This is a genomic window from Mesorhizobium sp. M0478, from assembly GCF_040321305.1.
Classification (GTDB): Bacteria; Pseudomonadota; Alphaproteobacteria; order Rhizobiales; family Rhizobiaceae; genus Mesorhizobium.
This window is the reverse complement of record NZ_JAMYRH010000022.1, coordinates 18318-41074: the sequence shown is the minus strand read 5'-3', so window position 1 is coordinate 41074 and position 22757 is coordinate 18318. Positions and strand designations below refer to the sequence as shown.

General features: G+C 62.3%; 27 protein-coding genes. 12 read left to right on the top strand and 15 right to left on the bottom strand.

All coding sequences use genetic code 11. The features are described from left to right. Positions 1 to 105: 105 nt before the first annotated feature. A complete protein-coding gene (locus tag NKI64_RS30820; RefSeq protein WP_023671004.1) occupies positions 106 to 849 on the top strand; it encodes a DUF599 domain-containing protein in 744 nt (247 codons plus the stop codon). Here NKI64_RS30820 and NKI64_RS30815 read toward each other — a convergent pair. From NKI64_RS30815 to NKI64_RS30785, 7 genes are all read right to left on the bottom strand, one after another. Beyond that, a complete protein-coding gene (locus NKI64_RS30815) occupies positions 798 to 1595 on the bottom strand; it encodes a YdcF family protein (protein WP_023671003.1) in 798 nt (265 codons plus the stop codon). The genes NKI64_RS30820 and NKI64_RS30815 overlap by 52 nt on opposite strands. Positions 1596 to 1602: 7 nt before the next feature. Next, positions 1603 to 2133, bottom strand: coding sequence for a hypothetical protein (locus NKI64_RS30810; RefSeq protein ID WP_023671002.1), 531 nt, complete (start codon positions 2131 to 2133; stop codon positions 1603 to 1605). Between the two features lies 1 nt (position 2134). Continuing rightward, a complete protein-coding gene (locus NKI64_RS30805; RefSeq protein WP_023693429.1) occupies positions 2135 to 3700 on the bottom strand; it encodes an amidase in 1566 nt (521 codons plus the stop codon). Next, positions 3700 to 4155 (bottom strand): GNAT family N-acetyltransferase, encoded by a 456-nt coding sequence (locus NKI64_RS30800; protein ID WP_023726661.1) that lies wholly within the window; start codon positions 4153 to 4155, stop codon positions 3700 to 3702. Before NKI64_RS30800 ends, NKI64_RS30805 begins: the two co-directional genes overlap by 1 nt. A gap of 7 nt (positions 4156 to 4162) precedes the next feature. Then, positions 4163 to 4450 (bottom strand): Asp-tRNA(Asn)/Glu-tRNA(Gln) amidotransferase subunit GatC, encoded by a 288-nt coding sequence (gene gatC / locus NKI64_RS30795; RefSeq protein ID WP_023670999.1) that lies wholly within the window; start codon positions 4448 to 4450, stop codon positions 4163 to 4165. A gap of 110 nt (positions 4451 to 4560) precedes the next feature. Further along, positions 4561 to 4977, bottom strand: a complete 417-nt coding sequence (locus NKI64_RS30790; protein WP_023670998.1) for a hypothetical protein — start codon at positions 4975 to 4977, stop codon at positions 4561 to 4563. A 44-nt stretch (positions 4978 to 5021) separates the two neighbouring features. Beyond that, a complete protein-coding gene (locus NKI64_RS30785) occupies positions 5022 to 5729 on the bottom strand; it encodes a metal-dependent hydrolase (protein WP_023670997.1) in 708 nt (235 codons plus the stop codon). A 165-nt stretch (positions 5730 to 5894) separates the two neighbouring features. Here NKI64_RS30785 and ruvX point away from each other — a divergent pair, with 165 nt between their 5' ends. After that, complete coding sequence (gene ruvX, locus NKI64_RS30780) at positions 5895 to 6401, top strand: Holliday junction resolvase RuvX (protein ID WP_023688595.1); 507 nt, start codon at positions 5895 to 5897, stop codon at positions 6399 to 6401. On the opposite strand, the gene NKI64_RS30775 is transcribed toward ruvX, so the two are convergent. The 3 genes from NKI64_RS30775 to NKI64_RS30765 all read right to left on the bottom strand — a co-directional run bounded on the left by NKI64_RS30775 (position 6319) and on the right by NKI64_RS30765 (position 9000). Then, positions 6319 to 6660 (bottom strand): DUF6105 family protein, encoded by a 342-nt coding sequence (locus NKI64_RS30775; protein WP_023670995.1) that lies wholly within the window; start codon positions 6658 to 6660, stop codon positions 6319 to 6321. The two genes, ruvX and NKI64_RS30775, sit on opposite strands and share 83 nt — an antisense overlap. Next, positions 6660 to 7247 (bottom strand): hypothetical protein, encoded by a 588-nt coding sequence (locus NKI64_RS30770; protein WP_023726664.1) that lies wholly within the window; start codon positions 7245 to 7247, stop codon positions 6660 to 6662. Before NKI64_RS30770 ends, NKI64_RS30775 begins: the two co-directional genes overlap by 1 nt. A 124-nt stretch (positions 7248 to 7371) precedes the next feature. Next, positions 7372 to 9000: a DNA alkylation response protein gene (locus NKI64_RS30765; RefSeq protein WP_023670993.1), complete on the bottom strand. Its 1629-nt coding sequence runs from the start codon at positions 8998 to 9000 to the stop codon at positions 7372 to 7374. A 196-nt stretch (positions 9001 to 9196) separates the two neighbouring features. On the opposite strand from NKI64_RS30765, the gene NKI64_RS30760 reads away from it, so the two are divergent. Genes NKI64_RS30760 through dprA form a run of 4 tightly spaced genes read left to right on the top strand, consistent with a single transcriptional unit; the run spans position 9197 to position 13228 of the window. Beyond that, positions 9197 to 10159, top strand: coding sequence for an aspartate carbamoyltransferase catalytic subunit (locus tag NKI64_RS30760; protein WP_023684668.1), 963 nt, complete (start codon positions 9197 to 9199; stop codon positions 10157 to 10159). Beyond that, on the top strand, positions 10156 to 11442 hold the full coding sequence (locus tag NKI64_RS30755; protein WP_023684667.1) for a dihydroorotase: 1287 nt from the start codon (positions 10156 to 10158) through the stop codon (positions 11440 to 11442). Before NKI64_RS30760 ends, NKI64_RS30755 begins: the two co-directional genes overlap by 4 nt. A gap of 56 nt (positions 11443 to 11498) precedes the next feature. Continuing rightward, positions 11499 to 12104 carry a glycerol-3-phosphate 1-O-acyltransferase PlsY gene (plsY, locus tag NKI64_RS30750; RefSeq protein ID WP_023696534.1) on the top strand — a complete coding sequence of 202 codons (606 nt, stop codon included), beginning with the start codon at positions 11499 to 11501 and terminating at the stop codon, positions 12102 to 12104. Then, entirely contained in the window at positions 12101 to 13228 is a 1128-nt protein-coding gene (gene dprA / locus NKI64_RS30745; protein ID WP_031199582.1) for a DNA-processing protein DprA, read from the top strand. Before plsY ends, dprA begins: the two co-directional genes overlap by 4 nt. 11 nt (positions 13229 to 13239) lie before the next feature. Here the strand turns inward: dprA and NKI64_RS30740 are convergent, their stop codons facing one another. Then, entirely contained in the window at positions 13240 to 14148 is a 909-nt protein-coding gene (locus NKI64_RS30740) for a hypothetical protein (RefSeq protein ID WP_245263954.1), read from the bottom strand. A 50-nt stretch (positions 14149 to 14198) separates the two neighbouring features. On the opposite strand from NKI64_RS30740, the gene NKI64_RS30735 reads away from it, so the two are divergent. The 4 genes from NKI64_RS30735 (at position 14199) to NKI64_RS30720 (ending at position 17688) form a co-directional block, all read left to right on the top strand. Then, on the top strand, positions 14199 to 14420 hold the full coding sequence (locus tag NKI64_RS30735; protein ID WP_352671897.1) for a glycosyltransferase family protein: 222 nt from the start codon (positions 14199 to 14201) through the stop codon (positions 14418 to 14420). Next, positions 14339 to 15511, top strand: a complete 1173-nt coding sequence (locus NKI64_RS30730; RefSeq protein ID WP_352671895.1) for a glycosyltransferase — start codon at positions 14339 to 14341, stop codon at positions 15509 to 15511. The genes NKI64_RS30735 and NKI64_RS30730 overlap by 82 nt, the downstream gene beginning before the upstream one ends. Then, positions 15508 to 16227: a Stf0 family sulfotransferase gene (locus NKI64_RS30725; protein ID WP_023688604.1), complete on the top strand. Its 720-nt coding sequence runs from the start codon at positions 15508 to 15510 to the stop codon at positions 16225 to 16227. The genes NKI64_RS30730 and NKI64_RS30725 overlap by 4 nt, the downstream gene beginning before the upstream one ends. A gap of 135 nt (positions 16228 to 16362) precedes the next feature. Next, positions 16363 to 17688: a hypothetical protein gene (locus NKI64_RS30720; RefSeq protein ID WP_352671893.1), complete on the top strand. Its 1326-nt coding sequence runs from the start codon at positions 16363 to 16365 to the stop codon at positions 17686 to 17688. Positions 17689 to 17696: 8 nt separating this feature from the next. On the opposite strand, the gene NKI64_RS30715 is transcribed toward NKI64_RS30720, so the two are convergent. The 4 genes from NKI64_RS30715 to NKI64_RS30700 form a co-directional block, all read right to left on the bottom strand. After that, positions 17697 to 18353 carry a TVP38/TMEM64 family protein gene (locus NKI64_RS30715; RefSeq protein ID WP_023712368.1) on the bottom strand — a complete coding sequence of 219 codons (657 nt, stop codon included), beginning with the start codon at positions 18351 to 18353 and terminating at the stop codon, positions 17697 to 17699. Positions 18354 to 18370: 17 nt separating this feature from the next. Continuing rightward, positions 18371 to 19153, bottom strand: coding sequence for a glycosyltransferase family 2 protein (locus tag NKI64_RS30710; RefSeq protein ID WP_196813777.1), 783 nt, complete (start codon positions 19151 to 19153; stop codon positions 18371 to 18373). A 238-nt stretch (positions 19154 to 19391) separates the two neighbouring features. Beyond that, the gene (locus NKI64_RS30705; RefSeq protein WP_023713238.1) at positions 19392 to 19631 is read right to left on the bottom strand and encodes a class I SAM-dependent methyltransferase; all 240 of its coding nucleotides are present in this window, start codon (positions 19629 to 19631) and stop codon (positions 19392 to 19394) included. A 176-nt stretch (positions 19632 to 19807) separates the two neighbouring features. Continuing rightward, positions 19808 to 20950, bottom strand: coding sequence for a hypothetical protein (locus tag NKI64_RS30700; protein ID WP_023712370.1), 1143 nt, complete (start codon positions 20948 to 20950; stop codon positions 19808 to 19810). Positions 20951 to 21187: 237 nt separating this feature from the next. Between NKI64_RS30700 and NKI64_RS30695 the strand changes: the two genes are divergently transcribed. Beyond that, positions 21188 to 22072: a dihydrodipicolinate synthase family protein gene (locus NKI64_RS30695; RefSeq protein WP_023670987.1), complete on the top strand. Its 885-nt coding sequence runs from the start codon at positions 21188 to 21190 to the stop codon at positions 22070 to 22072. 23 nt (positions 22073 to 22095) lie between these two features. Beyond that, entirely contained in the window at positions 22096 to 22755 is a 660-nt protein-coding gene (locus NKI64_RS30690) for a GntR family transcriptional regulator (protein ID WP_023738696.1), read from the top strand. The last annotated feature ends 2 nt before the right edge of the window (positions 22756 to 22757 follow it).

The following is a 22757-nucleotide window of genomic DNA, read 5'->3' as shown; positions in this document are numbered from 1 at the left end:
TAAGTTCTTGTTTCAATGCATGTCGTTGTCCCAGAACCGCAGCTCACCTCTGGGCGCATGCATTGGAGCATCGAACTGACCGCTTTGCCTGTGGTAAAAGGCGGCATGGGCGATTCCTTCCATCTGTCGACGGCTGATCTGGCGGCGCTGGCTTTCTTCCTGCTCGCATGGTTGCTGCATACGCTGGCGTCCGACGGCAGACTGGTCAGCCGGGTGTCGTTGACGATGGCCATGAACGTGCAGCGCGAGGCTTGGATGCGCACCATGGCCGAGCGCGAAATCCGCATCGTCGACACCGCCATCATGAGCGGCCTGCAGCAAGGCACCGCCTTTTTCGCCTCCAGTTCGCTGATTGCGCTCGGTGGCTGTTTCGCGCTGCTTGGCGCCTCGGATCAGGTCCTTGCCGTGCTGAACGACCTGCCGTTGAACGCGACCTCATCGCGCTCCGCCTTTCAGATCAAGGTCTTTGGCCTGGTGCTGATCCTGGCCTTCGCCTTCTTCAAGTTCGGCTGGGCCTACCGTCTCTTCAACTACTGCACGATCCTGATCGGCGCGGTGCCGATCCCCTATGGCGAGGCGTCACGCAACCCGGTCAGCGAAACGGCGGTGTGGCGCGCGGCGCGCATGAACATGCTGGCCGGCAAGCATTTCAATTCAGGCCTGCGCGCGGTGTTCTTCTCGATCGGCTATCTCGGCTGGTTCGTCGACCCGATCGTGTTCGTGCTGTCGACGCTGCTGCTACTGGCAGTGCTGGTGCGGCGTCAGTTCTTTTCCGCCGCAAGGCAAGCCGTGATCGGTCAGCCGCCCGGGCCGGGGAAAAGCTGGTCGATCCGGCCCGACAGCCAATAGGCGGCGAGCCCGATCCACTCGCGGATCGCCACGGTCGTGGTCTGCAGCGAATCGGGTGCGTTGTCGCGAAACAGGCCAAAGCCTTCCTTGCCCGAGGTGCGATAGTCGACCGGCCACGGGACCGTGTGAAAGCCGGCCTTGTCGAACAGCGCCTTGGCGCGCGGCATGTGGAAGGCGGAGGTCACCAGCAGCCAGGTTTCGCCCGATTTCGGCGTTACCAGTTCCTTGGTGAAGACGGCATTCTCATAGGTGTTGCGGGATTTGCTCTCGAGCATCAGGCGATCGGCGTCGACGCCAAGCGCACCGAGCAGCCGCGGCGCGGTGGCCGCATCCCCCTCGCCATCGATGAACAGTTCACCGGTGCCGCCCGAGATAACCACTTTCGCCTCGGGAAAGCGCCGGGCAAGGATCGCCGCCTCGACCATGCGGTCGCCGCCGGAATTCAGCTCATAGCCGCCGCGCGCCAAGTTGATGGCGCCCTCGAAGCCGCCGCCGAGCACGACAATGCCGTCGACCTTCCGCGGCAGCGGCGGCTTTGGGAAGCGCTCTTCGAGCGGATTGAGCATCATGGCGCCAAGCGACGTCCAGGCCGACAGCGCCAGAATCAGGAAGGCGAACACACTGCCCGTCGCCGCCAATCGCCGGCGGCCGATCAGCGCCGCGAGCAAGCCGGCAAGCAGCAGGAAGATCGCCAGGTTGAGTGGTTGGACGAAGAACCAGAATACCTTGGAGAGATAGAAGAACATTGCCTGCCTATCTCCAGCTCAAATTGTGACGGCCGGTGAAGTGCTCGACCGCACTCGCTACCGCTTCCGCTTCGAGGCGGCTTAACTCCCTGCCGAAAACAAGGACGCCGTTCGCGTTGGTCAAGCTGATGACTTCCGACAGTCCCACTTCGTCCGTGGGATAGGTATGGTCGAGGATTTCGACCCTAAGATGCCCTTTCAAAGGCAGTGACCACCGATTTCGCAAGGAACCCCTCACCGAGCGCACGGCTGCAGTGTCGGTCAGCCGCAGGGTTTCCCTGCCGAACACCCGCCAGATGAAATCCTTGCCCAGGAAATAGGTGAAGAGGGCAATGACCGCCACGAAGGACAGCAGGCCGAGCGTGCCGCTGGTGAGCGTTGCGGACGACATATCCGTCAATCCCATGTAGCCGGTGTAGGCGACGATCGCGGCCCCGATCAGGACAAAGACTGTCCTGAAATCCGAGGTGCGTGGCGGGTTCGTGATCAGCAGTTCGTTTCCCGTCTCGACGATGGAAATGCGAGACGGAGGCGGCATGCTACCACCACTTCTCCGGCTGGAAGGTTCCCGCCGCCTGCTCGATGACGGCGGCTGTCTGGAACAGGGTTTCCTCGTCGAAGGGACGGCCAATCAGCTGCAGGCCGAGCGGCAGGCCCTTGGCATCGAGGCCGGCAGGCACGGCAATGCCCGGCAGTCCGGCCATGTTCACGGTCACCGTGAAAATGTCGTTGAGGTACATTTTCACCGGATCGGCGGCCATGTCCTCGTCAGCGATGCCGAAGGCGGCCGACGGCGTCGCCGGCGTCAGGATGACGTCGACGCCGTCGGCAAAAACCGTCTCGAAGTCGCGCTTGATCAAATTGCGCACCTTCTGCGCCTGCAGATAGTAGGCATCGTAATAGCCCGCCGACAGCACATAGGTGCCGATCATGATGCGACGCTTGACCTCCCGACCGAACCCGGCGGCTCGGGTCTTTTCGTACATGTCGACAATGTCCTGGCCCGGCACGCGCAGGCCGTAGCGGACGCCGTCATAGCGCGCCAGATTGGATGACGCTTCGGCGGGCGCAACGATATAATAAGCCGGCAAAGCGTATTTGGTGTGCGGCAGCGAGATGTCGACGATCTCGGCGCCGGCATCCCTGAGCCAGGCAATGCCCTTCTGCCACAGCGCCTCGATCTCTTCCGGCATGCCGTCGACGCGGTATTCCCGGGGAATGCCGACCTTCATGCCCCTGATCGGTTTGCCGATCGCCGCCTCGTAATCCGGCACCGGCCGGTCGACGGAAGTGGTGTCCTTGGGGTCGACCGAGGCCATGGACTTCAGCATGATCGCGGCATCGCGCACGTCCCGGGCGATCGGGCCGGCCTGATCGAGCGACGAAGCGAAGGCGACGATGCCCCAGCGCGAGCAGCGGCCATAGGTCGGCTTGATGCCGACGGTGCCGGTGAAGGCGGCTGGCTGGCGGATCGAGCCGCCGGTGTCGGTGGCGGTGGCGCCGGCGCACAGGAAAGCCGAGACGGCGGAAGCCGAGCCCCCCGAGGAGCCGCCGGGCACCAGTTGGGCATTGTCCAGCGTGCGCGCGGTCTTGGTGCCGCCGGCCGAAACGAAACCGCCATCGCCCTGATGCGTGGTCGGCATCACCACCGTGTCGAGGCGCGAACGCCGCCACGGATTGACGACAGGGCCGTAATAGGAGGTCTCGTTGGACGAGCCCATGGCGAACTCGTCCATGTTAAGCTTGCCCAGCATGACGGCGCCGTCTGCCCACAGATTGGCGGTGACGGTCGATTCGTAGCGCGGCTTGAAGCCGTCCAGCACATGGCTGCAGGCCTGGGTGTGGATACCTTCGGTGCCGAACAGGTCCTTGATGCCGAGCGGGATGCCTTCCAGCGCACCGCCCTGGCCCTTGGCGAGCCTGGCGTCGGAAGCTTTGGCCATATCGCGCGCCTTGTCGCCGGTGACGACGATGTAGGCATTGAGCACCGGATTGGCGCGCTCGATGGCACCGAGATAGGCCTCGGTGATTTCGACGGCAGAAATCTCCTTGGCGCGCAGCTTGGCGCGCGCCTGCGAAATTGTCAGATGGGTCAGTTCGCTCATCAAAGGCTCTTTTCGTAAAACACCGACCACTCGGAATCGGGATAATCCAGCACCGGCCCGCAGCGCGAGAAGCCGGCGCGTTCATAGACGGTCCAGGCGGCGGGATGGCGGTCGCCGGTTTCCAGCACCAGACGCTTCAGCCCTTCGCTGCGCGCCAGCGTTTCGACATGTTCGACGATCTTGGCGCCGATCTTCCTGCCCCGATGCGAAGGCCGCGTGTACATACGCTTGACCTCACCGACGCGGGCATCATGGCGCTTCAGCGCGCCGCAACCGATGGCTTGCCCGTCGTCGCGGGCGATGAACACGGTGGTGTCGTCGCCAGCCATCTGCTCGACCGTCAGATGGTAGCAATGCTCCGGCGGCGTCAGTTCGAGCAGCGTCGCGTTGAGCTCCTCGACCAAAGCGCGGACATCGTCCTGCAGCGGCGTTTCGACGGCGATCTCGATTGCCATCGGCCAGCTACTCCACGACCTTCGGCACGAGGAAGAAATTCTCGTCAGTGGCCGGCGCGTTGGCGACGATATCGGCAGCCTTGTTGCCGTCGGTGACGATGTCTTGGCGCTTCTTCATCTCCATCGGGGTCACCGATGTCATCGGTTCGACGCCGGAGACATCGACCTCGTTCAGCTGCTCGACAAAGCCCAGAATGGCGTTCAGCTCGCCGGTCATGCGCTCGGCATCCTCCTCGCTCACCGCAATGCGGGCGAGACGCGCGACGCGCTTCACAGTTTGCAGATCAACGGACATGTCTTTAGCCTTTGGGAAAACCAGATGGCGCTATAGCGGCGTGGCGCGTGCCGCGCAACATCGATCGTGCTTGGGGATAGAGCCCGTTCATGCCAGGGCGGCATTTCAGCCTAGGGCAGCGATACACCCTCGCACAGATAATAGCTGCCGCCATTGCCGGCCTGCTCGCCTTCGTCGGCGGTCGGGCGCACCGAGACGATGTCGATTTGGGTCGCGTTCATCTGCGTGATCGACAGTATATCGGGAAAGAGAAAGCCCGGCTCCTGGCAGATGGCAGTGACCGCCCAGCTCGGCGAGCGCGTCGCCTTGGTGACCTGGACGAACTCGCAATTATACTCGACGCTTTGCAGGCCGTCCGCCGACAAGATGACATTGCCGGTGTCAATCAGCGTCTGCAGCGTGTCCTTTTTGGCTTGCGCGCAAAGCTCCTGGGTCTGGAGGTAAACGCCCTTGATGAAGTCCTCGGCGGCGGATGCGGGCGACGCAGCGACCAGCATCGAAACGCAAAGAGTCTCTCTCAAACCCATGGTTTAATTCCCCTTTGCGACAAGGGATCGTTTCAACGATCGCTCTATAGTGTGATCGTTTGGCCGATGGCTGGCAAGGCTACGTCGACACCTGATCCTTCGAGGCCGGCCACGAACTTCTCCGCCGTCGCGTCGATGATCGGGAAGGTGCCGAAGTGGCATGGCACGACGGTGTCGAAGTGGAAGAAGCGCCGGCAGGCCAGGGCCGCCACCGCGCCGCCCATGGTGAAGCGGTCGCCGACCGGCACGAGGCCGATCTTCGGCTCATGCAATTCCTCGATCAGCGCCATATCGGAGAAGATGTCGGTGTCGCCCATATGGTAGAGCGTCTTGTCCTCCGGGAAATGCAGGACCAGCCCGTTGGGATTGCCGAGGTAGACGTTCTGGCCGCCATCGAGCCCAAACGACGAGGAATGCAGTGCCTGCACGAATGTGGTGGTGAAGGCACCGCAATCGACGGTGCCGCCATGATTGCCGGGATTGATCTTCTTGCCGTCGACGCCCTTGCCGACCAGGTACATGCAGATCTCGTAATTGGCGACCAGCTGGGCGCCGCTCTTCTTCAGCACCTCCACCGCGCCGCTGACATGATCACTGTGGCCGTGGGTCAGAAGCACATGGGTGACGCCTTCCGCCGGCCCCTCCCAGCCGCTCGTCCATGATGGGTTGCCGACGAGATAGGGGTCGATCAGGATGTTCGCGCCTGATGTCTCGACGCGGAAGGCGGAATGTCCGTACCAGGTCAATTTCATCGATCGTGTTCCTCGATTTTGGTTGCGCCGGAAGATAGAACGCCGGCAGCAAAATTAAAGTGACATAGTGTGCTCGCGGTTCAAAAGAACGTGTCGCGCTCTTTGTGACGGCAAGTCTGGGTCACGGTTAGACTGGGTCACGGTAAAACTGGTTGGGGAAAGCCGTTGGGCATCATAGCAATCGAGGATCTGCCGGCACGGCTGGAGGGCGGCAGGACGCTGGCCGGGCTCGACCTCGGCGACAAGACGATCGGTGTCGCCGTTTCCGACCGCGGCCTGTCCTTCGCCCATCCGCGCGCGGTCATCCTGCGCAAAAAGTTTTCGCTGGATGCGGCAGCGCTGCTCGCCCAGCTGCAGAAGGACAATGTCGGCGCGTTTGTACTCGGTCTCCCCATCAACATGGACGGTTCGGAAGGTCCCCGCGCCCAGAAGTCGCGCGCCTTCGTGCGCAACATGGCAGGTATAACCGACCTGCCCTTTGTGCTGTGGGACGAGCGGCTGTCGACGGTGGCGGCGGAGCGGACGCTGATCGAGATGGATTTCTCGCGCCGAAAGCGCGCCGGCAAGATCGATTCGGCGGCTGCGGCCTTTATTCTGCAGGGAGTTCTGGACCGGCTCCAGTCGCTTGACCCACGCGATCGGACGGAACCGGATTCCCCGCCTGCCGCCTGACCCAGGCCATGATGTTGCGGCGGCGGCGAAACGCCCACAATGCCATCAGCAGGAAGCCGTCGAAGATGCAGGCCCTTGCCACCATGCCCGGAATGATCGCCGGATCGATGCCCAGCATCTGCCCGTAGAGCTGAAACACGAAATCATGCAGCTGCCGGCTGAGCATGACGTAGCCGAAATTGATGTCGTTGAGCGACAGGAAGAACCAGCCCCAGAACAGAGCGAGTGGCGCGGCCCACAATGCGAACAGCGTGCGCATCAGTGACCGTCCCTGCGGCTGGAGCCGCCTCTGCGACCGCTGGGACCAATGTCCGGACGGCCGGAAATGCGCGATAGCAAGGAGCCGTGCGCGGCACCCTTGGCCATGGCATGGGCGGTGGCGCGGCTCTCTGCCTCCCGAGAAACCATGACAGCGAAGACCGACCTCCGCTCGGCCAGCATGGCGACATAGGAGGCCAGAAGTGCCGCCAATTGCACGGCGACAACCAAAAACAGGCCGTTGATGCCTCGCGCTGCGCCGCCGATCAGGATGAGCGACAACACCGCGGATGCCGAAATGAAGGCGGTCCGCGCCACACTGTCGGCTTCGTCCGGGCTCGCTGCGGCGTTAACCAGGCTCTCGACGAAGACCCAGCAAAACAGCACCGCCACGACCAGCAAGGCGATGGCCAGCGGCGCCACGACGGCAGCATTGTCGAGATCGGCCAGACGAGTGTTTTCCACGACGACGCCGAGCACGCCCAGAGCGCCCGCAACGCCGCGGTTTCCATCGACACAGATGAACGCCAGCAGGGCGAAAACCAGCGCCCAGTGCAAGGCCAGAAAGGACGTCAAAATGTGCCGCATGGCATTCCTGCTTTGGTGACAAAGACAGTGGGGTCTGCGGCCTGCGGCTGCAACGGAAACCATTCGTTAAGGTTAACGGCTGTCCACAGGCAGGCAAATTCGTTCACGGCCTGGCGGAAGGCCCTCAATTCACCGGCGGATAGAGCGTGTCGATGATCATGCGCGCATCGTGGCGCGAATCGAGCATGCCATAGGTGTTGCGCCACTGGCCGGCGAGCCGCGTCTCGACGAAGGCGTCCGCAATCCGCCCTGCCCCCAGCCGGCGCAATTCCGCAGCTGCCGCCGACAGCGCCAGCTGTTCGGTCAGCAGGCGGGCCGACCCCTCATCGGTGCCGGCGACCTGCATGGCCGCCTTGAGCACGCCAATGGTTCCGCGTCCGCCGGCGCCGAGATCGCGGTCGATGCCGGCCAGCACCTCCTCGAACAGGCCGGGCGCGCGGCCGAGCACGCGCAGCACGTCGAGCGCCATGACATTGCCTGAGCCCTCCCAGATCGCATTGACCGGGGCTTCGCGGTAGTAGCGGGCGAGCGGCGCTTCCTCGACATAGCCATTGCCGCCGAGGCACTCCATCGCCTCATAGAGCAGTGGCGGCGCGATCTTGCAGACCCAGTATTTGACCACCGGGGTCATGGCGCGGGCAAAAGCAGCCTCGCCGCGGTCGCCGGCAGCCTCGTCGAAGGAGCGCGCCAGTCGGAACGAGAGTGCCGTGGCGGCGGCGACATCGAGCGCCATGTCCGCCAGCACGCGCTGCATAAGCGGCTGTTCGATCAGCGTCGAGCCGGCCACCTGGCGGTGACGGGCGTGATGCACGGCCTCAGCCAGCCCCGCTCGCATGATTGCCGACGAGGCGACGGCGCAGTCGAGCCGGGTCAGCGTGACCATGTCCATGATCGTCTTTATACCGGCGCCGGGCTCGCCGACCATCTCGCCGATGGCGTTGACGAACTCTACCTCCGATGAGGCGTTGGAGCGGTTGCCGAGCTTGTCCTTCAGCCGCTGAAAGCGGAAGCCGTTGCCGGAACCGTCGCCGAGGATGCGCGGGACGAGAAAACAGGAAAGCCCTTCCGGCGCCTGTCCAAGCACGAGAAAAGCGTCCGACATCGGCGCCGACATGAACCATTTGTGGCCGGTGAGGCGATAAAAGCCGCTGCCGGCGCGTTCGGCCCGTGTGGTGTTGGCGCGCACGTCGGTGCCGCCCTGCTTTTCGGTCATGCCCATGCCGAGCGTCAGCCCGGCCTTGTCGACCGGCGGCTTCTGGCTCTGGTCGTATTTGCGCGTCGTCACGCGCGGCGCCCATTCGCGAAACAGCTTTGGGCTGGCCATCAGGGCGGCCAGCGAAGCGCTGGTCATGGTGATGGGGCAGAGATGCCCGGTCTCGAGTTCGGCGGTCAGGTAGAAACGCGCGGCGCGCACCTGATGGCGACGGCCGATCTCGCTATCGCCGTTTTCCCAGATCGAGGAATGCAGGCCGCCGGCAACCGAGCGGCGCATCAGCGCATGATAGGCCGGATGGAATTCGACGAGGTCGATGCGCCGGCCCTGACGGTCATGCGTGCGGAGCTTCGGCGTCTCGACATTGGCGAGGCGCGCCAGCTCCTGCGCCTCCTGCGTCAGGACGAACCGGCCAAGCCCGTCGAGGTCCTTGCGCACCGGATCGGAAAAACGCTCGGCAAGCTGGATCAGCAACGGATCGCCCCGCCAGGCGTTGCCGCCCGTCAGCGGCGGCGGCTGGTTGGTCACGTCGTCGGTCACGCCCAATCCTTCTGAAAGTAGAAGGGCCTTCTAACGGTAGAAAGGCCTTATCATCACAAGGCTTCGAATCCGAAGCAATCGGCTAGATATAGCCCAAGCCAGGCGGCGCGCGCGACGAAAATACCGGGGAGAAAGGCCGCAATCCCAAGCTGGCGCTTGCGGCAAGGAATTCTCCCCCCTATAGCAGCGCCTTGAGATGACCGACGCTTCGTCCCTGCCGCTTTATCCTCACCGCCATCTTCTGGGCATCCGCGATCTTTCCCCCGGTGATATCGAGCTCCTGCTCGACCGGGCCGATCGCGCCGTCGCCATTTCGCGGCAGTCCGAAAAGAAGACCTCGACGCTGCGCGGCCGCACCCAGATCAACCTCTTCTACGAAGCCTCGACGCGCACGCAGTCGTCGTTCGAACTGGCCGGGAAACGGCTCGGCGCCGACGTCATGAACATGTCGGTGGCGAGCTCTTCGGTGAAGAAGGGCGAGACGCTGATCGACACGGCGATGACGCTGAACGCCATGCGGCCCGACATCCTGATCATCCGCCACCAGTCTGCGGGCGCCGCCGCCCTTTTGGCGCAGAAGGTCGGCTGCTCGGTGGTCAATGCCGGCGACGGCGCGCATGAACACCCGACGCAGGCGCTGCTCGACGCGCTGACCATCCGCCGCGCCAAGGGGCCGCTGTCGAAACTGATCGTAGCGATCTGCGGCGACATCCTGCATTCGCGCGTCGCGCGTTCCAACATCATGCTGTTGAACGCGCTTGGCGCGCAGGTGCGGGTCGTGGCGCCGTCGACGCTGCTGCCCACCGGCATCGAGAAAATGGGCGTCATCGTCTCGCGCTCGATGGCCGAGGGCCTCAAGGGCGCCGACGTGGTGATGATGCTGCGCCTGCAGCGTGAGCGGATGGAAGGCGCCTTCGTGCCTTCGGTACGCGAATATTTCCGCTATTTCGGCCTCGATGCCGAAAAGCTGAAGGCCGCCAAGGACGGCGCGCTGGTGATGCATCCCGGTCCGATGAACCGCGGCGTCGAGATTGCGTCCGAAATCGCCGACGGTCCCCAAAGCGTCATCCAGGAACAGGTCGAGATGGGTGTCGCCGTGCGCATGGCGGTGATGGAAGCGCTGCTCGACCCGCGCCGCAACGAGGGCCGGGTGGCATGAGCACGACGGTCTTTGAGCGCGCCCGCATCGTCGACCCGTCACGCGGCATCGACGAGGTCGGCACCGTGATCGTCGAGGGGAAAAAGATCGTTGCCGCCGGCAAGGCTGCCCTGAACCAGGGCCTGCCGGCGGGAGCCACCGTGGTCGACTGCGCCGGCAAGGCAATCATTCCCGGCCTGATCGACGCGCGCGTCTTCATCGGCGAACCGGGCGGCGAACATCGCGAGACCATCGCTTCGGCCAGCGTTGCGGCGGCGGCCGGCGGCGTTACCTCCGTCGTTATGATGCCCGACACGGACCCGGTGATCGACAATGTCGCGCTGGTCGAATTCGTGCTGCGCACCGCCCGGGACACGGCAAGCGTCAACATCTTTCCGGCGGCGGCGATCACCAAAGGCCTCGCCGGTCGCGAGATGACCGAATTCGGCCTGTTGCGCGAGGCCGGTGCGGTCGCCTTCACCGATGGGCGGCACACAATATCCAGCGCACTGGTGATGCGCCGGGCTCTCACCTATGCCCGCGATTTCGGTGGCGTCATCGCACATGAGACACAGGATGGCGACCTCGCTTCGGCAGGCGTGATGAATGAAGGCCTGTATGCCAGCTGGCTCGGCCTTGCCGGCATTCCGCGCGAGGCCGAGTCCATCCCGCTGGAGCGCGACCTGGCGCTGGCGCGGCTGACGCGCGGCGCCTACCACGCGGCCAAGATCTCGACGGCGACGGCAGCGCAAGCGGTGACGCGGGCGAAAGCCGACCAGGCCAATGTCACGGCGGGCGTGGCGATCCACAATCTGTCGCTGAACGAAAACGATGTCGGGGAATACCGCACCTTCTTCCGGCTGACGCCGCCTTTGCGCGCCGAGGAAGACCGGCTGGCCATGATCGAGGCGGTCAAGGACGGCACCATCGACATCATCGTCTCCTCGCACGACCCTCAGGATGTCGACACCAAGCGCCTTCCCTTCGCCGATGCAGCTGCCGGCGCGATCGGGTTGGAGACGCTGCTTGGAGCAGCGCTTCGGCTCTACCACAATGGCGACGTGCCGCTACTTCGGCTGGTCGAAACACTGTCCACCGCACCAGCAAGGCTGTTCGGCCTGCCGGGCGGCACGCTGAAGCCGGGAGCGCCGGCCGATCTTGCGCTGATCGACCTTGAAGAACCCTGGATCGTGAGTGAAAGCGGCATCCGCTCGCGCTCGAAAAACACCTGCTTCGAAGGTGCGCGGCTGCAAGGCATGGTCTTGCAAACGCTGGTGGCGGGCCGCACAGTGTTTTCGAGCTAGAGCGATCGCGCCACGTCGCAGACCGATATGTTGCTGGGGAAATGCGGGGGCAAACAATGAGTTATAACGTTATCCTGGCATTGCTGTTCGGCTATCTCCTCGGCTCGATTCCCTTCGGCCTCTTGATCACCCGCGCGGCCGGCCTCGGCGATGTGCGCAAAATCGGCTCCGGCAATATCGGCGCCACCAACGTTCTGCGCACCGGCAACAAGGGCCTCGCCGCCGCGACGCTGGTGCTCGACGCGTTGAAGGGTACGGCGGCGGTGATGATCGCGCGCCATTTTGGACACGACTACGGACTGTGGGCCGGCCTTGGACTCTGGGCGGGCCTTGGCGCCTTCCTTGGCCATCTGTTTCCGGTCTGGCTCGGTTTCAAGGGCGGCAAGGGCGTGGCGACCTATCTCGGCGTGCTGATCGCGCTCGGCTGGCATGTGGCGCTGATTTTTATCGTCGTCTGGCTGGCGATGGCTTTTCTGTTTCGCTATTCCTCGCTGGCAGCGCTGACGGCGGCGGTCATCGTGCCGATCGCGCTTTATTTCTGGAGCACACCTGAGACCGCCGGGCTGTTCCTGGTGATGAGCCTGATCGTCATCTTCAAACATCGCGCCAACATTTCGCGCCTTCTTGCCGGCACCGAAGGCAAGATCGGAGCCAAGGGTTGAGCAAGCCCGCCGCCGGGCCGCGCCTCAGCGACCGGCAGCGGCTGAGCTGGCTGCGGCTGATCCGCACACAAAATGTCGGCCCGGCCTCGTTTCGCGAATTGATCAACCGCTTTGGTTCGGCGGAGGCGGCGTTGGAGATGCTGCCCGAGCTGATGATTTCGGGCGGAGCCAAAAGGATCATGCGCATTCCTTCCGTGGAGGAAGCCGAAGCGGAACTCGACGCAGCCAGTGAAAACGGCGCCCGCTTCGTCGGCATCGGCGAGGCCGACTACCCGCCGATGCTGAAAAACATGGACAATCCGCCGCCACTGATTGCCGTGAAGGGCGAGGCAGCCGTCTTTCGCCTGCCGGCGGTGGCCATCGTCGGCGCCCGCAACGCGTCGCTCGCCGGCATCAAGATGGCGCGCATGCTGGCGGCGGATCTTGGCCGCGACGGCTACGTCATCGTTTCCGGCCTGGCGCGCGGCATCGACACGGCAGCACACCAGGGCAGTCTCTCGACTGGTACAGTGGGTGTGCTGGCCGGTGGGCTCGATGTCCCCTACCCGCCCGAAAATATCGGCTTGTGCGAAGACATTGCCGAGCGTGGCGGCGCCGTTATTTCGGAAATGCCGTTCGGCTGGCAGCCGCGGGCGCAGGATTTTCCGCGCCGCAACCGGCTTGTCGCGGGCGCCGCCCTCGGACTGGTGGTCATCGAAGCTGCGCAACGCTCCGGCTCGCTGATCAGCGCGCGCCTGGCCGGCGAGATGGGCCGGCTGGTCTTTGCCGTACCGGGTTCGCCGCTCGATCCGCGCTGCGCCGGCTCCAACGGCCTGCTCAAGGACGGCGCCACCCTGGTCACCGAGGCGGCCGATGTTTCCGGTGCGATCGCACCCTTGGCGGGCACGCGAACGCGAAGCATTGCGCCGCCAGAAAAGGCACCCGATTTTTCGGCAACTCCCCCGCCCGGTGAGGACGAACGCAGCGGCGTGCTCGAAGTGCTAGGCCCAACGCCGGTGGGCGTGGACGAGATCATCCGCCACACCGGCCTCAACGCCGCGCAAGTCTCCATGGTGCTGCTGGAACTCGACCTTGCCGGCCGCATCGAGCGCCATGCCGGCGGCAATGTCTCACTGGTTTCGTGAAAGCCTGAGACTTAGTTTGCGGCCGCAAATACCGCAGCACTTTCAGACATGAGGCGCCGCGCGGCGGGTTGGACATTATCCCTGTATGTAATGCATTGGCGGTAGCGGCCATCGGCAACGCGCTGTTTACCAATGCGCTCCCACTCCGGTGTCCAGGAGGAATTCCAGTCAAAATCCTGGGACATCAGATTTTCCCTGTCGAAGCATTGCGGATCCCTCTCGAGTATCCGACGCGCTTCATCGGCGAGGGGACTATAGTTTTCAACAGCCGCTATCTTCCGCGCCCGCGCGGCCGGGGAAAGCTGAATTGCCGATTCGACACGTCCCGCCACATTTGGAACCGCAGCGGAACAAAGCTGTTTGCCGACCTGTGCCGTCTTTCGCAGTCCTCGGCAGAGGGCCTGGCCAAACGCAAAGGCAAGATCATGTATGGGATTATAGCCGTCGACCGCATCCGATACGATCTGGACACTCTTTGCGGTCGTTAGATCGGCGCGCACTCTCGAAAACACGTCGATCAGGAAATCATGGTTCCCGGCCAGCAGCGCTTCGTACCAGGCGCCATCCGGAATTTCCCCAAACACCGCGCCGCGTGTCGCGCCCGCAGCTTCGACCAGATCGCGCGAATAGCGGGTTCGCGATGTTTCCTTGCCGCCTGATCCGTCGGTCAGAAGATAGACCCTTGGTTTGGCGATCTCGAGCCAATGGTGGATCCTGAGTTCGTGCCCGGGGTGAGCGAGGATCAGCACGTTTTCCAGTTTTTCTCCTGACTTTTCAGGCAACAATGGCTCCAATCCAGTTTCTGGTCCGATCGAGCCGAATGGCCTGGGGACAAATTCAGGCGCAAACCTTGGCGGCGACAATGCTGACGAAGCTTGTTTGGTCAGCGGCTTCAACTTAAGACGCTGCCAGAAACTCATGCGCCTTTCTCTCTCATATCAGATGTAGTGCGCAAGCAAGGAATCGCCCGTTGCGAATTCTTATCACCAATCTCTCCCTGTCGCGAAACAGCGGATCGGAAGCGGTCGTCGAACTGTTGGCCGACGGGCTTCGCGGCGCCGGCCATCAGACCATGCTGCTGGCTCCCACTCTGGGCGACATGGCCGATGAATGCGTCGGCGCGGGCATCATGTCGTCGATCGGATTGCCGAGATCGTCGAAAGGCCCGATGTCATTCACGCCCAGCATCTGACGCCCTGCCTGACTGCGCTCGCCAGGTTTCCCGACGTGCCAGCGGTATTTTCCTGTCACAGCGCCTTCTTTGAAGTCGAAGCGCCGATGCTGCATCCCCAGATACGCCATTGGATTGCGGTCGACGAGGCGTGCCGAGCCAAATGCCTGTCGAGGGGCATACCGGCCGACCAGATGAGCCTTGTCTACAACGCGGTCGATCTCAATCGCTTCAAACAGCGCCCACCGCTCCCCGCCAGACCCGCGCGAGGCCTGCTGCTGACCAAGAATTTCGAGCACCAGGCGGCGGTTCGTGAGGCCTGTGCGAGAAGTGGCATCCAGCTGGATGAGCTAGGTCCAGCCACCGGGCGGTTTTCGCAGCAGCTGGAACAGGATCTGCTTGGTTACGACATCGTGTTCGCAACCGCCCGGATGGCCATCGAGGCAGCTGCGGTCGGCTGTTCCGTCGTGGTTTGCGACGCGCGCGGTTTCGCGGGATTGCTCAGCAGCGCAAACATGGAGGCATGGCGTCGCTTCAATCTGGGCGTTGGGCTTTTGACCAAGCCGACCACGGTCGAAAATCTTCTGGGCGCGATATCCGGTTTCGATGCGAACGATGCCGCGGCGGTGTCCACCTATTTTCGGAAGGCGGCCGGCGATGCGTATTTTGTCGAGGAACATGTGCGCATCTATGATCAGGTGCTGCGATCCGACAGGGGGCTGGATCCCGATGAGCGCGCGCTTGCGACCGCCGTGTGGATCGAAGAGATCGGGGTCTCGCATCCACGCCGAAGATGGTTTCACATCGTGAAAGAATTGCACGGCTGGCCGGATGCGCCCGAATTGGCGACGCTTCTGGCTCAGTCCCACGCAAACTCGCGAGTTTTGGAGAAGCTTGGCGAACAGATCGCCAGAACCCAGCAGCTTGTTCTGGACGAGGCTGTCTCGCGCGCCGCCGCGCTGGGCGACAACCCGGCTGTGCTGAGCCGGGTGGAGGAACAGCTTTCGAACCTTTCAAATTTTGTGGACGAGATAAAGCGGCTGTACAACGGTATGATCCCCCTGTTCATCAGAAAGCTTCTCTTTCGGGCGCGTAAAGGGGTCGGACATTGACAGGGCTCGACGGCTTGGACCGCGATAAATTGAGTGGCTACAGCATCTGCACCTCGCCACGATCCGGCAGCAATTTCCTGTGCCAGCATCTGAGCGGCACGGGCCTGCTCGGACATCCGCTGGAATATTTCAATTGGGGCGGGCGGCGCTATTTCGATGACCCGGACTACCCCAAGGATATCGCCGGCCAGGTCTGGAAAATCCTTACCATGGGCGCCACTCCCAACGGCATCTACGGCTTGAAGTTATTTGCCCACCAGCACGACTGGATTTCGGGCGAGGTGAACTGGGTCGATGCCCTTCCCAATCTTCGCTTCGTGCTGCTCACCAGACGCGACTTGCTTGGCCAAGCGATTTCCTGGGCACGCGCGCTGCAGACAGGACAATACCGATCGAGCCAACCGATGGCCCAGAAGCCGGTCTTCGACGCTGGACTGATCCAGAGCCAGCTCAACGCCCTTGCTCGTGAACGAGCCCGCTGGGAGATGTTCTTTGCGCGCACCGGTATCGAGCCCTTGCGGTTCGAATACGAGACAATGATCGAGGACCCTCGCCACGCCGTCAGTCAGGTCGCCGAGCTGATGGGCCTGAAGCCGCCCTCCAAGCTGGACCCCGGCAACGTGACCGTTGAGCTGCAAAGGGATGCATCAAACCTCGAATGGGCAGACCGCTTCCGGGCAGAGCGCGGCGACCCGAACATCCTGGACTTGATCTAGCTCCGCAGAATTCGTCTTCGGGCTGTCTGGAGCGCCGCTGAGCGGGTAGCAAAAGTAGCCATTTACTCTTCGCCATCCCGTCTGTATCACCGCCCCAGACCGCGTGGGGCGCCACGCCATCCAGCCGGGGGGCAGATGTCGACACCGTTCAGTGCATTTACTTTGGTTGAGTTTCTCGCCTTTGCAGGGTTGAGCTTCCTTTATGTCCGGGCAGACGATTCGTTATCCCCCAGGGGCAAGACCGAGTGTACCATCGTCGCAGGGATACTGTTTGCGATCCTGGTCGCGGTAAGAGCCCCGGCGTTGCTTACTTTCTATAGGGTTTGGGCTGAAATTGGCCCTCTGTACTTCGGCTATGCCTATGCGAACGGTCCGTTAGCCGCTCTGTTCAACCCGGCAAGCAATTACTACGATCTAGCGGCAAACCTATCTTCAGCCGTTGCGGTGTCGGCCGGACTTCAGTGGTGGCCGGTCGTTGACACCGGCTCCGGTCTTCTGGTGGCTTTGCTGTTTCCATTTGTTGTCGCCGGCACAACGCAATCGATATCGTGGCGAACCGGAATCCTGTTGGCGGTTGCGACCGCGCTCTATTGCGTCACTGCATCGGAAACATTCGGAACGGCACTGCACATCAAAGGCTGGGGACCTGTTTATGCCGCGCTTGTTTTTGGGTCGTTAGCGTTCAAACAGCCGCTCAATCGCGTTCATATCGGTCTTCTTCTAGTGCTGCCGTTCACAGGAACCCCCGCAGCTTTCGCGCTTATCATATGGGCGGCTGCCGGCTTTGTGCTACGGCAGCCTTATCTTGTCCGACCTCTGGTTTGGTCTATTCCTGGATTGGCGACGCAGATCGGCTGCGCACTGTTGCCGGCAACGAATACCGGCTTGGCCGTACGGCCGTTCACGTTCCTCGGTTTTGCAAGCTTGCCGGACCTGTTCCTGCTCAAGGTGGGTGGTGCGATCCTTTGGCCGGCCTTGTTTTTCAGCAACTTGACACCGGGTACGCTTGAACTGATAGCAGCTGCCATCGTCTTCCTTGGCGTGCTTGGAACTGCAGTTTTCCTCGCCCGCCGCCAGCCCATCCTGCTGCTCGTCCCGATCGTTGCGCTGCAATTTTCGGCTACTGCGATTCTCGCCGTCGGAGGTGCCGAGTCACTGCTCCAATCAGGATCTGGCTTCAGGTATTACTTCGCGCCAGTCGCAACACTTCTGATCGTTCTGGCGATTTGGGCGTCTTCGTGGAGGTTGGTTACAAGGGTCGCGGCGGTTGCTATTTGCCTATGCGCGGTCCTCGCAAATCGAGACTACAACGCCATGGTCGAAGGCTTGTTCTTCACACCGTCCCACACCAGTTGGTCCTCGCAGGCAACGACCCATCTCACGTCACCGTCGCAAACGCTTGTAAATTACCCCGGAGCAGGCGGAGTGCAGCTACCGGACTGTGGAGAATACCACTGCTAACAAGCACATCAGGTTGTTTCGGAATTGTGCTTATACATGACGAACCTGCCGACCAACGTCGCGCCTGCAATAACGCCTCCCGCCAGCATCAGCAAAAAAACCTGGTGAAACTCAGGCGATTCGAGAGACGCCGCATTGCCGAGCAATGAACCGACATAGACATAACCAAAAAGGGCGGGAAGCGACGCTGCGGTTCCTATCACGTAGTCGGCGAGGCGAATTCCACTCGCGCCCAGCGCAATGCTTGTGGCGGCAAAGGGAACGACCGGTGACAGGCGGATCAGAAAAACCGATCGCCAGCCGTCAGCGGCAAGGAACTGTTTGACCTTGTCGAGGCCGCCAACAATTTTCGTGTTGGTAAAAGGAACGTTTTGGAGACCCTTTCGGCCTACGTAGTAGCCGACGATGCCGCCGGCCAAAGTCCCGACGAGCGCCATTGCCGATCCACCGGCGAATCCGTAAACCGCTCCGCCTGCGATCCCGAGCAGGGACGCCGGCAATATGCCGGTGGCGGCCACTAGAAACTGCATCACGACCAGCGCAACGAAACCAAACAGCCCTGTCTGCTGAACGCTCGCTTTGGCGATCCGCAAGATATCGTCGAGATAGCCCGACAGCGCCGCGGGGACGAGAACCATCGCAAGGCCCGCCACACCGAGGGCCATTCGTGTCCGACGCCTCATCAGATATTGCTCCCGACGAATAACGGATCTTGTCGAATGCCCAGTTTGCTGAGGCGAAACTTCGCCGCGGTTTTCAAGACACCCAAGCCATAGACGACGCTACGCCGAAAGTTGATCGACGACGCCTCCGGGAAGTATCTCGTCGGACAGGACATCTCGCCACCACGCAGGCCGAGATAGACGGCCTGGCAGACCATCTCATTGTCGAACACAAAGTCGTCCGAGCACCGGTGATAAGGAATCTCGGTCAACGCTTTCCGGCTCCAGCACCGAAAGCCAGTGTGAAACTCCGACATTTTCTGACCGATCAGGATGTTTTGAACCAGGGTCAGAAAGCGATTGGCGATATATTTATAGACCGGCATGCCGCCGCGCAGGGCACCCTTGCCCAAGATGCGCGAACCAAAGACGTAATCATACTCGCCAGAGGCGACCATCGAGGCAATGGCCGGCACCAACCTGGGCGAATATTGATAATCGGGATGAAGCATCACGACGATATCGGCATCGCGCTGCAGCGCCGCATCGTAACAAGTCTTCTGATTGCCACCGTAGCCCTTGTTGATCGAATGCTCGATTGTGTGAATGCCGAGCTGTCGCGAAATGCCGACAGTATCGTCCTTCGAGAGATCGTCCGTGAGAATAACGTCGTCGATCAATTGCATCGGCAAGGCGAAGTAGGTCTTCTCCAGTGTAGCCGACGCATTATAGGCGGGCATGATCACCGCCACACGCAATCCATCAATCATTTCTACGCTAACGCCCCGATGTTGCGTTTCCATTGCCGGAAAACGTCCTATAGCGCAAGCCGGCCTAGCATTTCCCGATCCACGTGCGGCAAAAACGCCACGCAATGTTTCCGTCCGCACCAAACGACGCCGGAACGAGAGACCGTGGTGGTCGAGGTCCCGGTTTATGTCGAGCCGCCAATCCAGTCGACGGCAGAACTCGCGCGCCTGCTGGCAAAGCGGGTCCGGCGCAAGGCGCTTTCCCTGGTCGGGTTGTCCTAAAGTTAGCCGATCAAGCAAACTGGGGCCGTCGGTTGCCGGGCAACGACGGCGCGCAGTCAGATCCATTCCAGATTGATGTTTCGGATGTTTCCTGGGCGATGCGCTGGCGAATGCGCTCCACCCGACGCGCTATGTCTGGCGACACCCGGTCGTGCGTTTCAACCAGAATGGCGCCGATAGCGTCTTGCAGCCCAGCTTCGCGGGATGCTTCGAGGCATTCGGCTTCGCTGCCCTCAATGTCCATCTTCATGATCGATGGCACGCCGGCGGCGCCAACGGCGGTACAGATGCCACCGCAGGGTATTTTCCAGGCGGCTCTCGGAAAAGCACTCCGCCATTCCAGGGCTCTCCGTTGCACTGACGATCACGCTCGCGATGGCATACTCGACAGCTGACGAAAACCGGGCTCGACAGTCTGCGCATCAGTCAGCGGAACAGATACTTCGATACCTCCGGATTGCCACGGCGCCACATCACATTGTCCAGAAAATAATGGTGCACATTGATGAAGATGAGCACGATGAAGAAGAACAGGGATGACCCCAGGACTTGCCTGTCATAGGGAATCAAAGCCGTCAGCGCGGATGGGATCAGCCAGAAGCCGAGATAGCCAAGGGCCGTGCCGCCGACGATGAAGCCGAGGAGCCGAAACCTGTAGAGAGGGCCAAGAAAGGACAGGATTTTCGGCTGCGGATCGCTTTCGGCATCGGAACTGTCGCGCTCGACGTTCGTCTGGTAGCGCCAGACCACGGCGAGATACTGCAGCGAGTGGAGCGCGGGCACGATCAGCAGCCAAAGCGGGTTTACGCGCGCAATCAGGATCCAGAGATAGAGCGACGCCACATAGGCCACCAAACCGTTATAGGGCAGGCCGCCGCCGTTCTTCCGCCAACGATTGACCAGCATCAAGAGCGTGGCCGCCGTCGACGCAACGGCCGCCAGCATGGCGATGTTGGTGACCCAGGAAGGGGCCGCGAATGTGTAATAGTCCAGGCCATAATATTTGCCCTGGGTGACCGCCGTATTCGTCTGCAGCCATGCCAGGATCCACACCGCATAGGAGTTCACCAGCAGCACCTTCTTGTCGCGGTCGTCGAAGAATTTGCGCTTCAGCACCGCATCCACCATCAGCATGCCGTAGCCCTGCTTGACGTAGTGCCAACCGACGAAAAAGAACATGGCGTTGGTGGCATAGCCGAGCAGGCGCGTGTTCGCCGCCGCGGCGCCATAGGCAAAGAACCCGGCCATGACCAGGGGCACGACAATGCCCGCGAAGATGTAGCGGAGCTGCAGGCTCCTGTCGTAGCCGTCGCCCGTCACCTTGCGCCCGAAATTGCGGTAGAAGAGCTGGTAGGAGTGGGCGAAGTGGGGATAGTTCACGAGATAGGCCACGAAGACCATCGTTGCGGCCACCGGACCTTCATATTCGAGCGGAACGAGAAACAGCACCGGCAGGATGAGAAAGGCGCTGCCGCCCAGCATGAGGAAATCGGCGACCGGGCCGAAGAGGTATTTTTGAGGCGCCGCCGCCTTAGGAGCGACAGCATCCGCCGAAAGCTGAAGTGTCATGTCAGAACCTCCCCTGGGAAGGCTGAGTTTAGCCATCGACTGGAATGGGGACAAGCTTGGAGCTGCCGCTCCGCGCCCGAACACTGGACCATCCTGCTGTTTCGCCAATGGTCTCGATCCGCCATGGGCTTCGAACCTGTGAAGGCCCTCCGCCGTTAAAAAAGCGCACCACCCCAATTTACGACTAACATGTTAGTGTGCTAGCAGGGCATACACACCTACTTCGGAGACCTTCCGGTGACATCACGCTTTGGCCTTTCGGCCGCTCTCGCCACGCCTTTCGATGCCCGCGGGCAGATCGCCACCGCTCCCATGATCGCTCAGGCCAAAAGTTGCCTGGCGCAGGGTTGCGGCAGCGTGACGCTTTTCGGCACCACAGGGGAAGGCGCGTCGGTGGGCACGACGGAGCGGCGGTCGGTGACCGAAGCCATGCTGGCTGCTGGAATCTTGCCGCATCAACTCGTTGCCGGCGTGCTGGTCGACGCCGCCGAAGACGCCGCCGAACAGGCACAGCATGCCTTGCAGCGAGGCGCCCGAAACATTCTGCTGGCCCCGCCGAGCTACTTCAAGAATGTCGGCGAGGAGGGCCTTTTCGGCTGGTTCTCCGCCGTCTTTGCCGCGCTCGGCCCCCTCGCCCGTGACGTGCTGCTCTACAACATCCCTTCGGTTACCATGGTGCAGCTTTCGCTTGGCCTGATCGGCCGGTTGCGCACTGCTTTTCCCGACGTGGTCGCCGGGGTCAAGGATTCCGGTGGAAATTGGAGCTACAGCGAGGCGCTGCTTGCCGCCCATGGCGATCTGGTGATCCTGATCGGCGATGAAAGGCATCTGGCGCGTGCGGTGCGACTGGGTGGTCAAGGCGCAATCTCGGGCATGGCCAATTTCGTCCCGGGCGAAATCCGCGCCATGGCCGAGGACGGGCGCGACGATCCTCGCGTCGAGAGTTTTGTGCTCGAATTGCTCAAATATCCGGTCACCCCGGCGGTAAAGGTGATGGTGGCGCGTAAGACCGGCGACGAGCGCTGGCTGGCGGTCCGTCCGCCGCTGGAGCCGATCGCGTCGCAAGGGCAGCAGCAGCTTGCCGCAGCCTATGACAGCTTGTTTGCCAGGGAACCGGCCTGACCGGCAAAGAGAAGCGCGCCGAAATGGAAGACGGCAACGAACCGACCACCCTCAGGGAGAAGGCCTATGCCAGCTTCACGCGGCATTTGCTGGCGCGCGACTTCAAGCCGGGCCAGTTCGTGTCGCAGCGTGAGCTGGTTGCCTTCACCGGACTGCCGCTCGGCGCCATTCGCGAGATCGTGCCGCGTCTCGAGGCGGAAGGACTGCTGACGACCTTCCCGCAGCGCGGCATGCAGATCGCCCATATCGATATCAGCCTGATCCGCGAGGCCTTTCAGTTCCGCCTGTTCATGGAGCGTGAAGCGGTGGCGCTGTTTACGGTCAGCGCGTCCGACGCCGAGCTTGCCCGCTTGCGGCGCGAGCATGAGGACATGCTTGCCCAGGCGCTGGCGCATACCCCGACGCCGGAGATGGAGGCCAAGGCGCAGACCATCGACTGGGCCATGCACGACACGTTCATCGATGCGCTGGGCAACGAGATCATCGCCAAGGCCTATCTGGTCAATTCGGTGAAGATCCGGCTGATCCACCAGGAGCGGTTCCGTATCGACGGGCGCGTCGTGCCGGTCATGCGCGAGCACCTGGCGGTGATCGATGCGATGCAGAGCCGCGATCCTGGCAAGGCGGTCGAGGCCATTAGCCAGCATATCGACAAGGCGCGCCGGCTGGCGCTGCAAATCTGAGG

Coding starts and splice junctions, on each gene's coding strand:
- NKI64_RS30820 (WP_023671004.1), top strand. CDS start 106: ATGGGCGATTCCTTCCATCTGTCGACGGCTGATCTGGCGGCGCTGGCT.
- NKI64_RS30815 (WP_023671003.1), bottom strand. CDS start 1,595: ATGTTCTTCTATCTCTCCAAGGTATTCTGGTTCTTCGTCCAACCACTC.
- NKI64_RS30810 (WP_023671002.1), bottom strand. CDS start 2,133: ATGCCGCCTCCGTCTCGCATTTCCATCGTCGAGACGGGAAACGAACTG.
- NKI64_RS30805 (WP_023693429.1), bottom strand. CDS start 3,700: ATGAGCGAACTGACCCATCTGACAATTTCGCAGGCGCGCGCCAAGCTG.
- NKI64_RS30800 (WP_023726661.1), bottom strand. CDS start 4,155: ATGGCAATCGAGATCGCCGTCGAAACGCCGCTGCAGGACGATGTCCGC.
- gatC (WP_023670999.1), bottom strand. CDS start 4,450: ATGTCCGTTGATCTGCAAACTGTGAAGCGCGTCGCGCGTCTCGCCCGC.
- NKI64_RS30790 (WP_023670998.1), bottom strand. CDS start 4,977: ATGGGTTTGAGAGAGACTCTTTGCGTTTCGATGCTGGTCGCTGCGTCG.
- NKI64_RS30785 (WP_023670997.1), bottom strand. CDS start 5,729: ATGAAATTGACCTGGTACGGACATTCCGCCTTCCGCGTCGAGACATCA.
- NKI64_RS30775 (WP_023670995.1), bottom strand. CDS start 6,660: ATGCGCACGCTGTTCGCATTGTGGGCCGCGCCACTCGCTCTGTTCTGG.
- NKI64_RS30770 (WP_023726664.1), bottom strand. CDS start 7,247: ATGCGGCACATTTTGACGTCCTTTCTGGCCTTGCACTGGGCGCTGGTT.
- NKI64_RS30760 (WP_023684668.1), top strand. CDS start 9,197: ATGACCGACGCTTCGTCCCTGCCGCTTTATCCTCACCGCCATCTTCTG.
- NKI64_RS30755 (WP_023684667.1), top strand. CDS start 10,156: ATGAGCACGACGGTCTTTGAGCGCGCCCGCATCGTCGACCCGTCACGC.
- plsY (WP_023696534.1), top strand. CDS start 11,499: ATGAGTTATAACGTTATCCTGGCATTGCTGTTCGGCTATCTCCTCGGC.
- NKI64_RS30740 (WP_245263954.1), bottom strand. CDS start 14,148: ATGAGTTTCTGGCAGCGTCTTAAGTTGAAGCCGCTGACCAAACAAGCT.
- NKI64_RS30730 (WP_352671895.1), top strand. CDS start 14,339: ATGCGTCGGCGCGGGCATCATGTCGTCGATCGGATTGCCGAGATCGTC.
- NKI64_RS30720 (WP_352671893.1), top strand. CDS start 16,363: ATGTCGACACCGTTCAGTGCATTTACTTTGGTTGAGTTTCTCGCCTTT.
- NKI64_RS30715 (WP_023712368.1), bottom strand. CDS start 18,353: ATGGCCCTCGGTGTGGCGGGCCTTGCGATGGTTCTCGTCCCCGCGGCG.
- NKI64_RS30710 (WP_196813777.1), bottom strand. CDS start 19,153: ATGGAAACGCAACATCGGGGCGTTAGCGTAGAAATGATTGATGGATTG.
- NKI64_RS30705 (WP_023713238.1), bottom strand. CDS start 19,631: ATGAAGATGGACATTGAGGGCAGCGAAGCCGAATGCCTCGAAGCATCC.
- NKI64_RS30700 (WP_023712370.1), bottom strand. CDS start 20,950: ATGACACTTCAGCTTTCGGCGGATGCTGTCGCTCCTAAGGCGGCGGCG.
- NKI64_RS30690 (WP_023738696.1), top strand. CDS start 22,096: ATGGAAGACGGCAACGAACCGACCACCCTCAGGGAGAAGGCCTATGCC.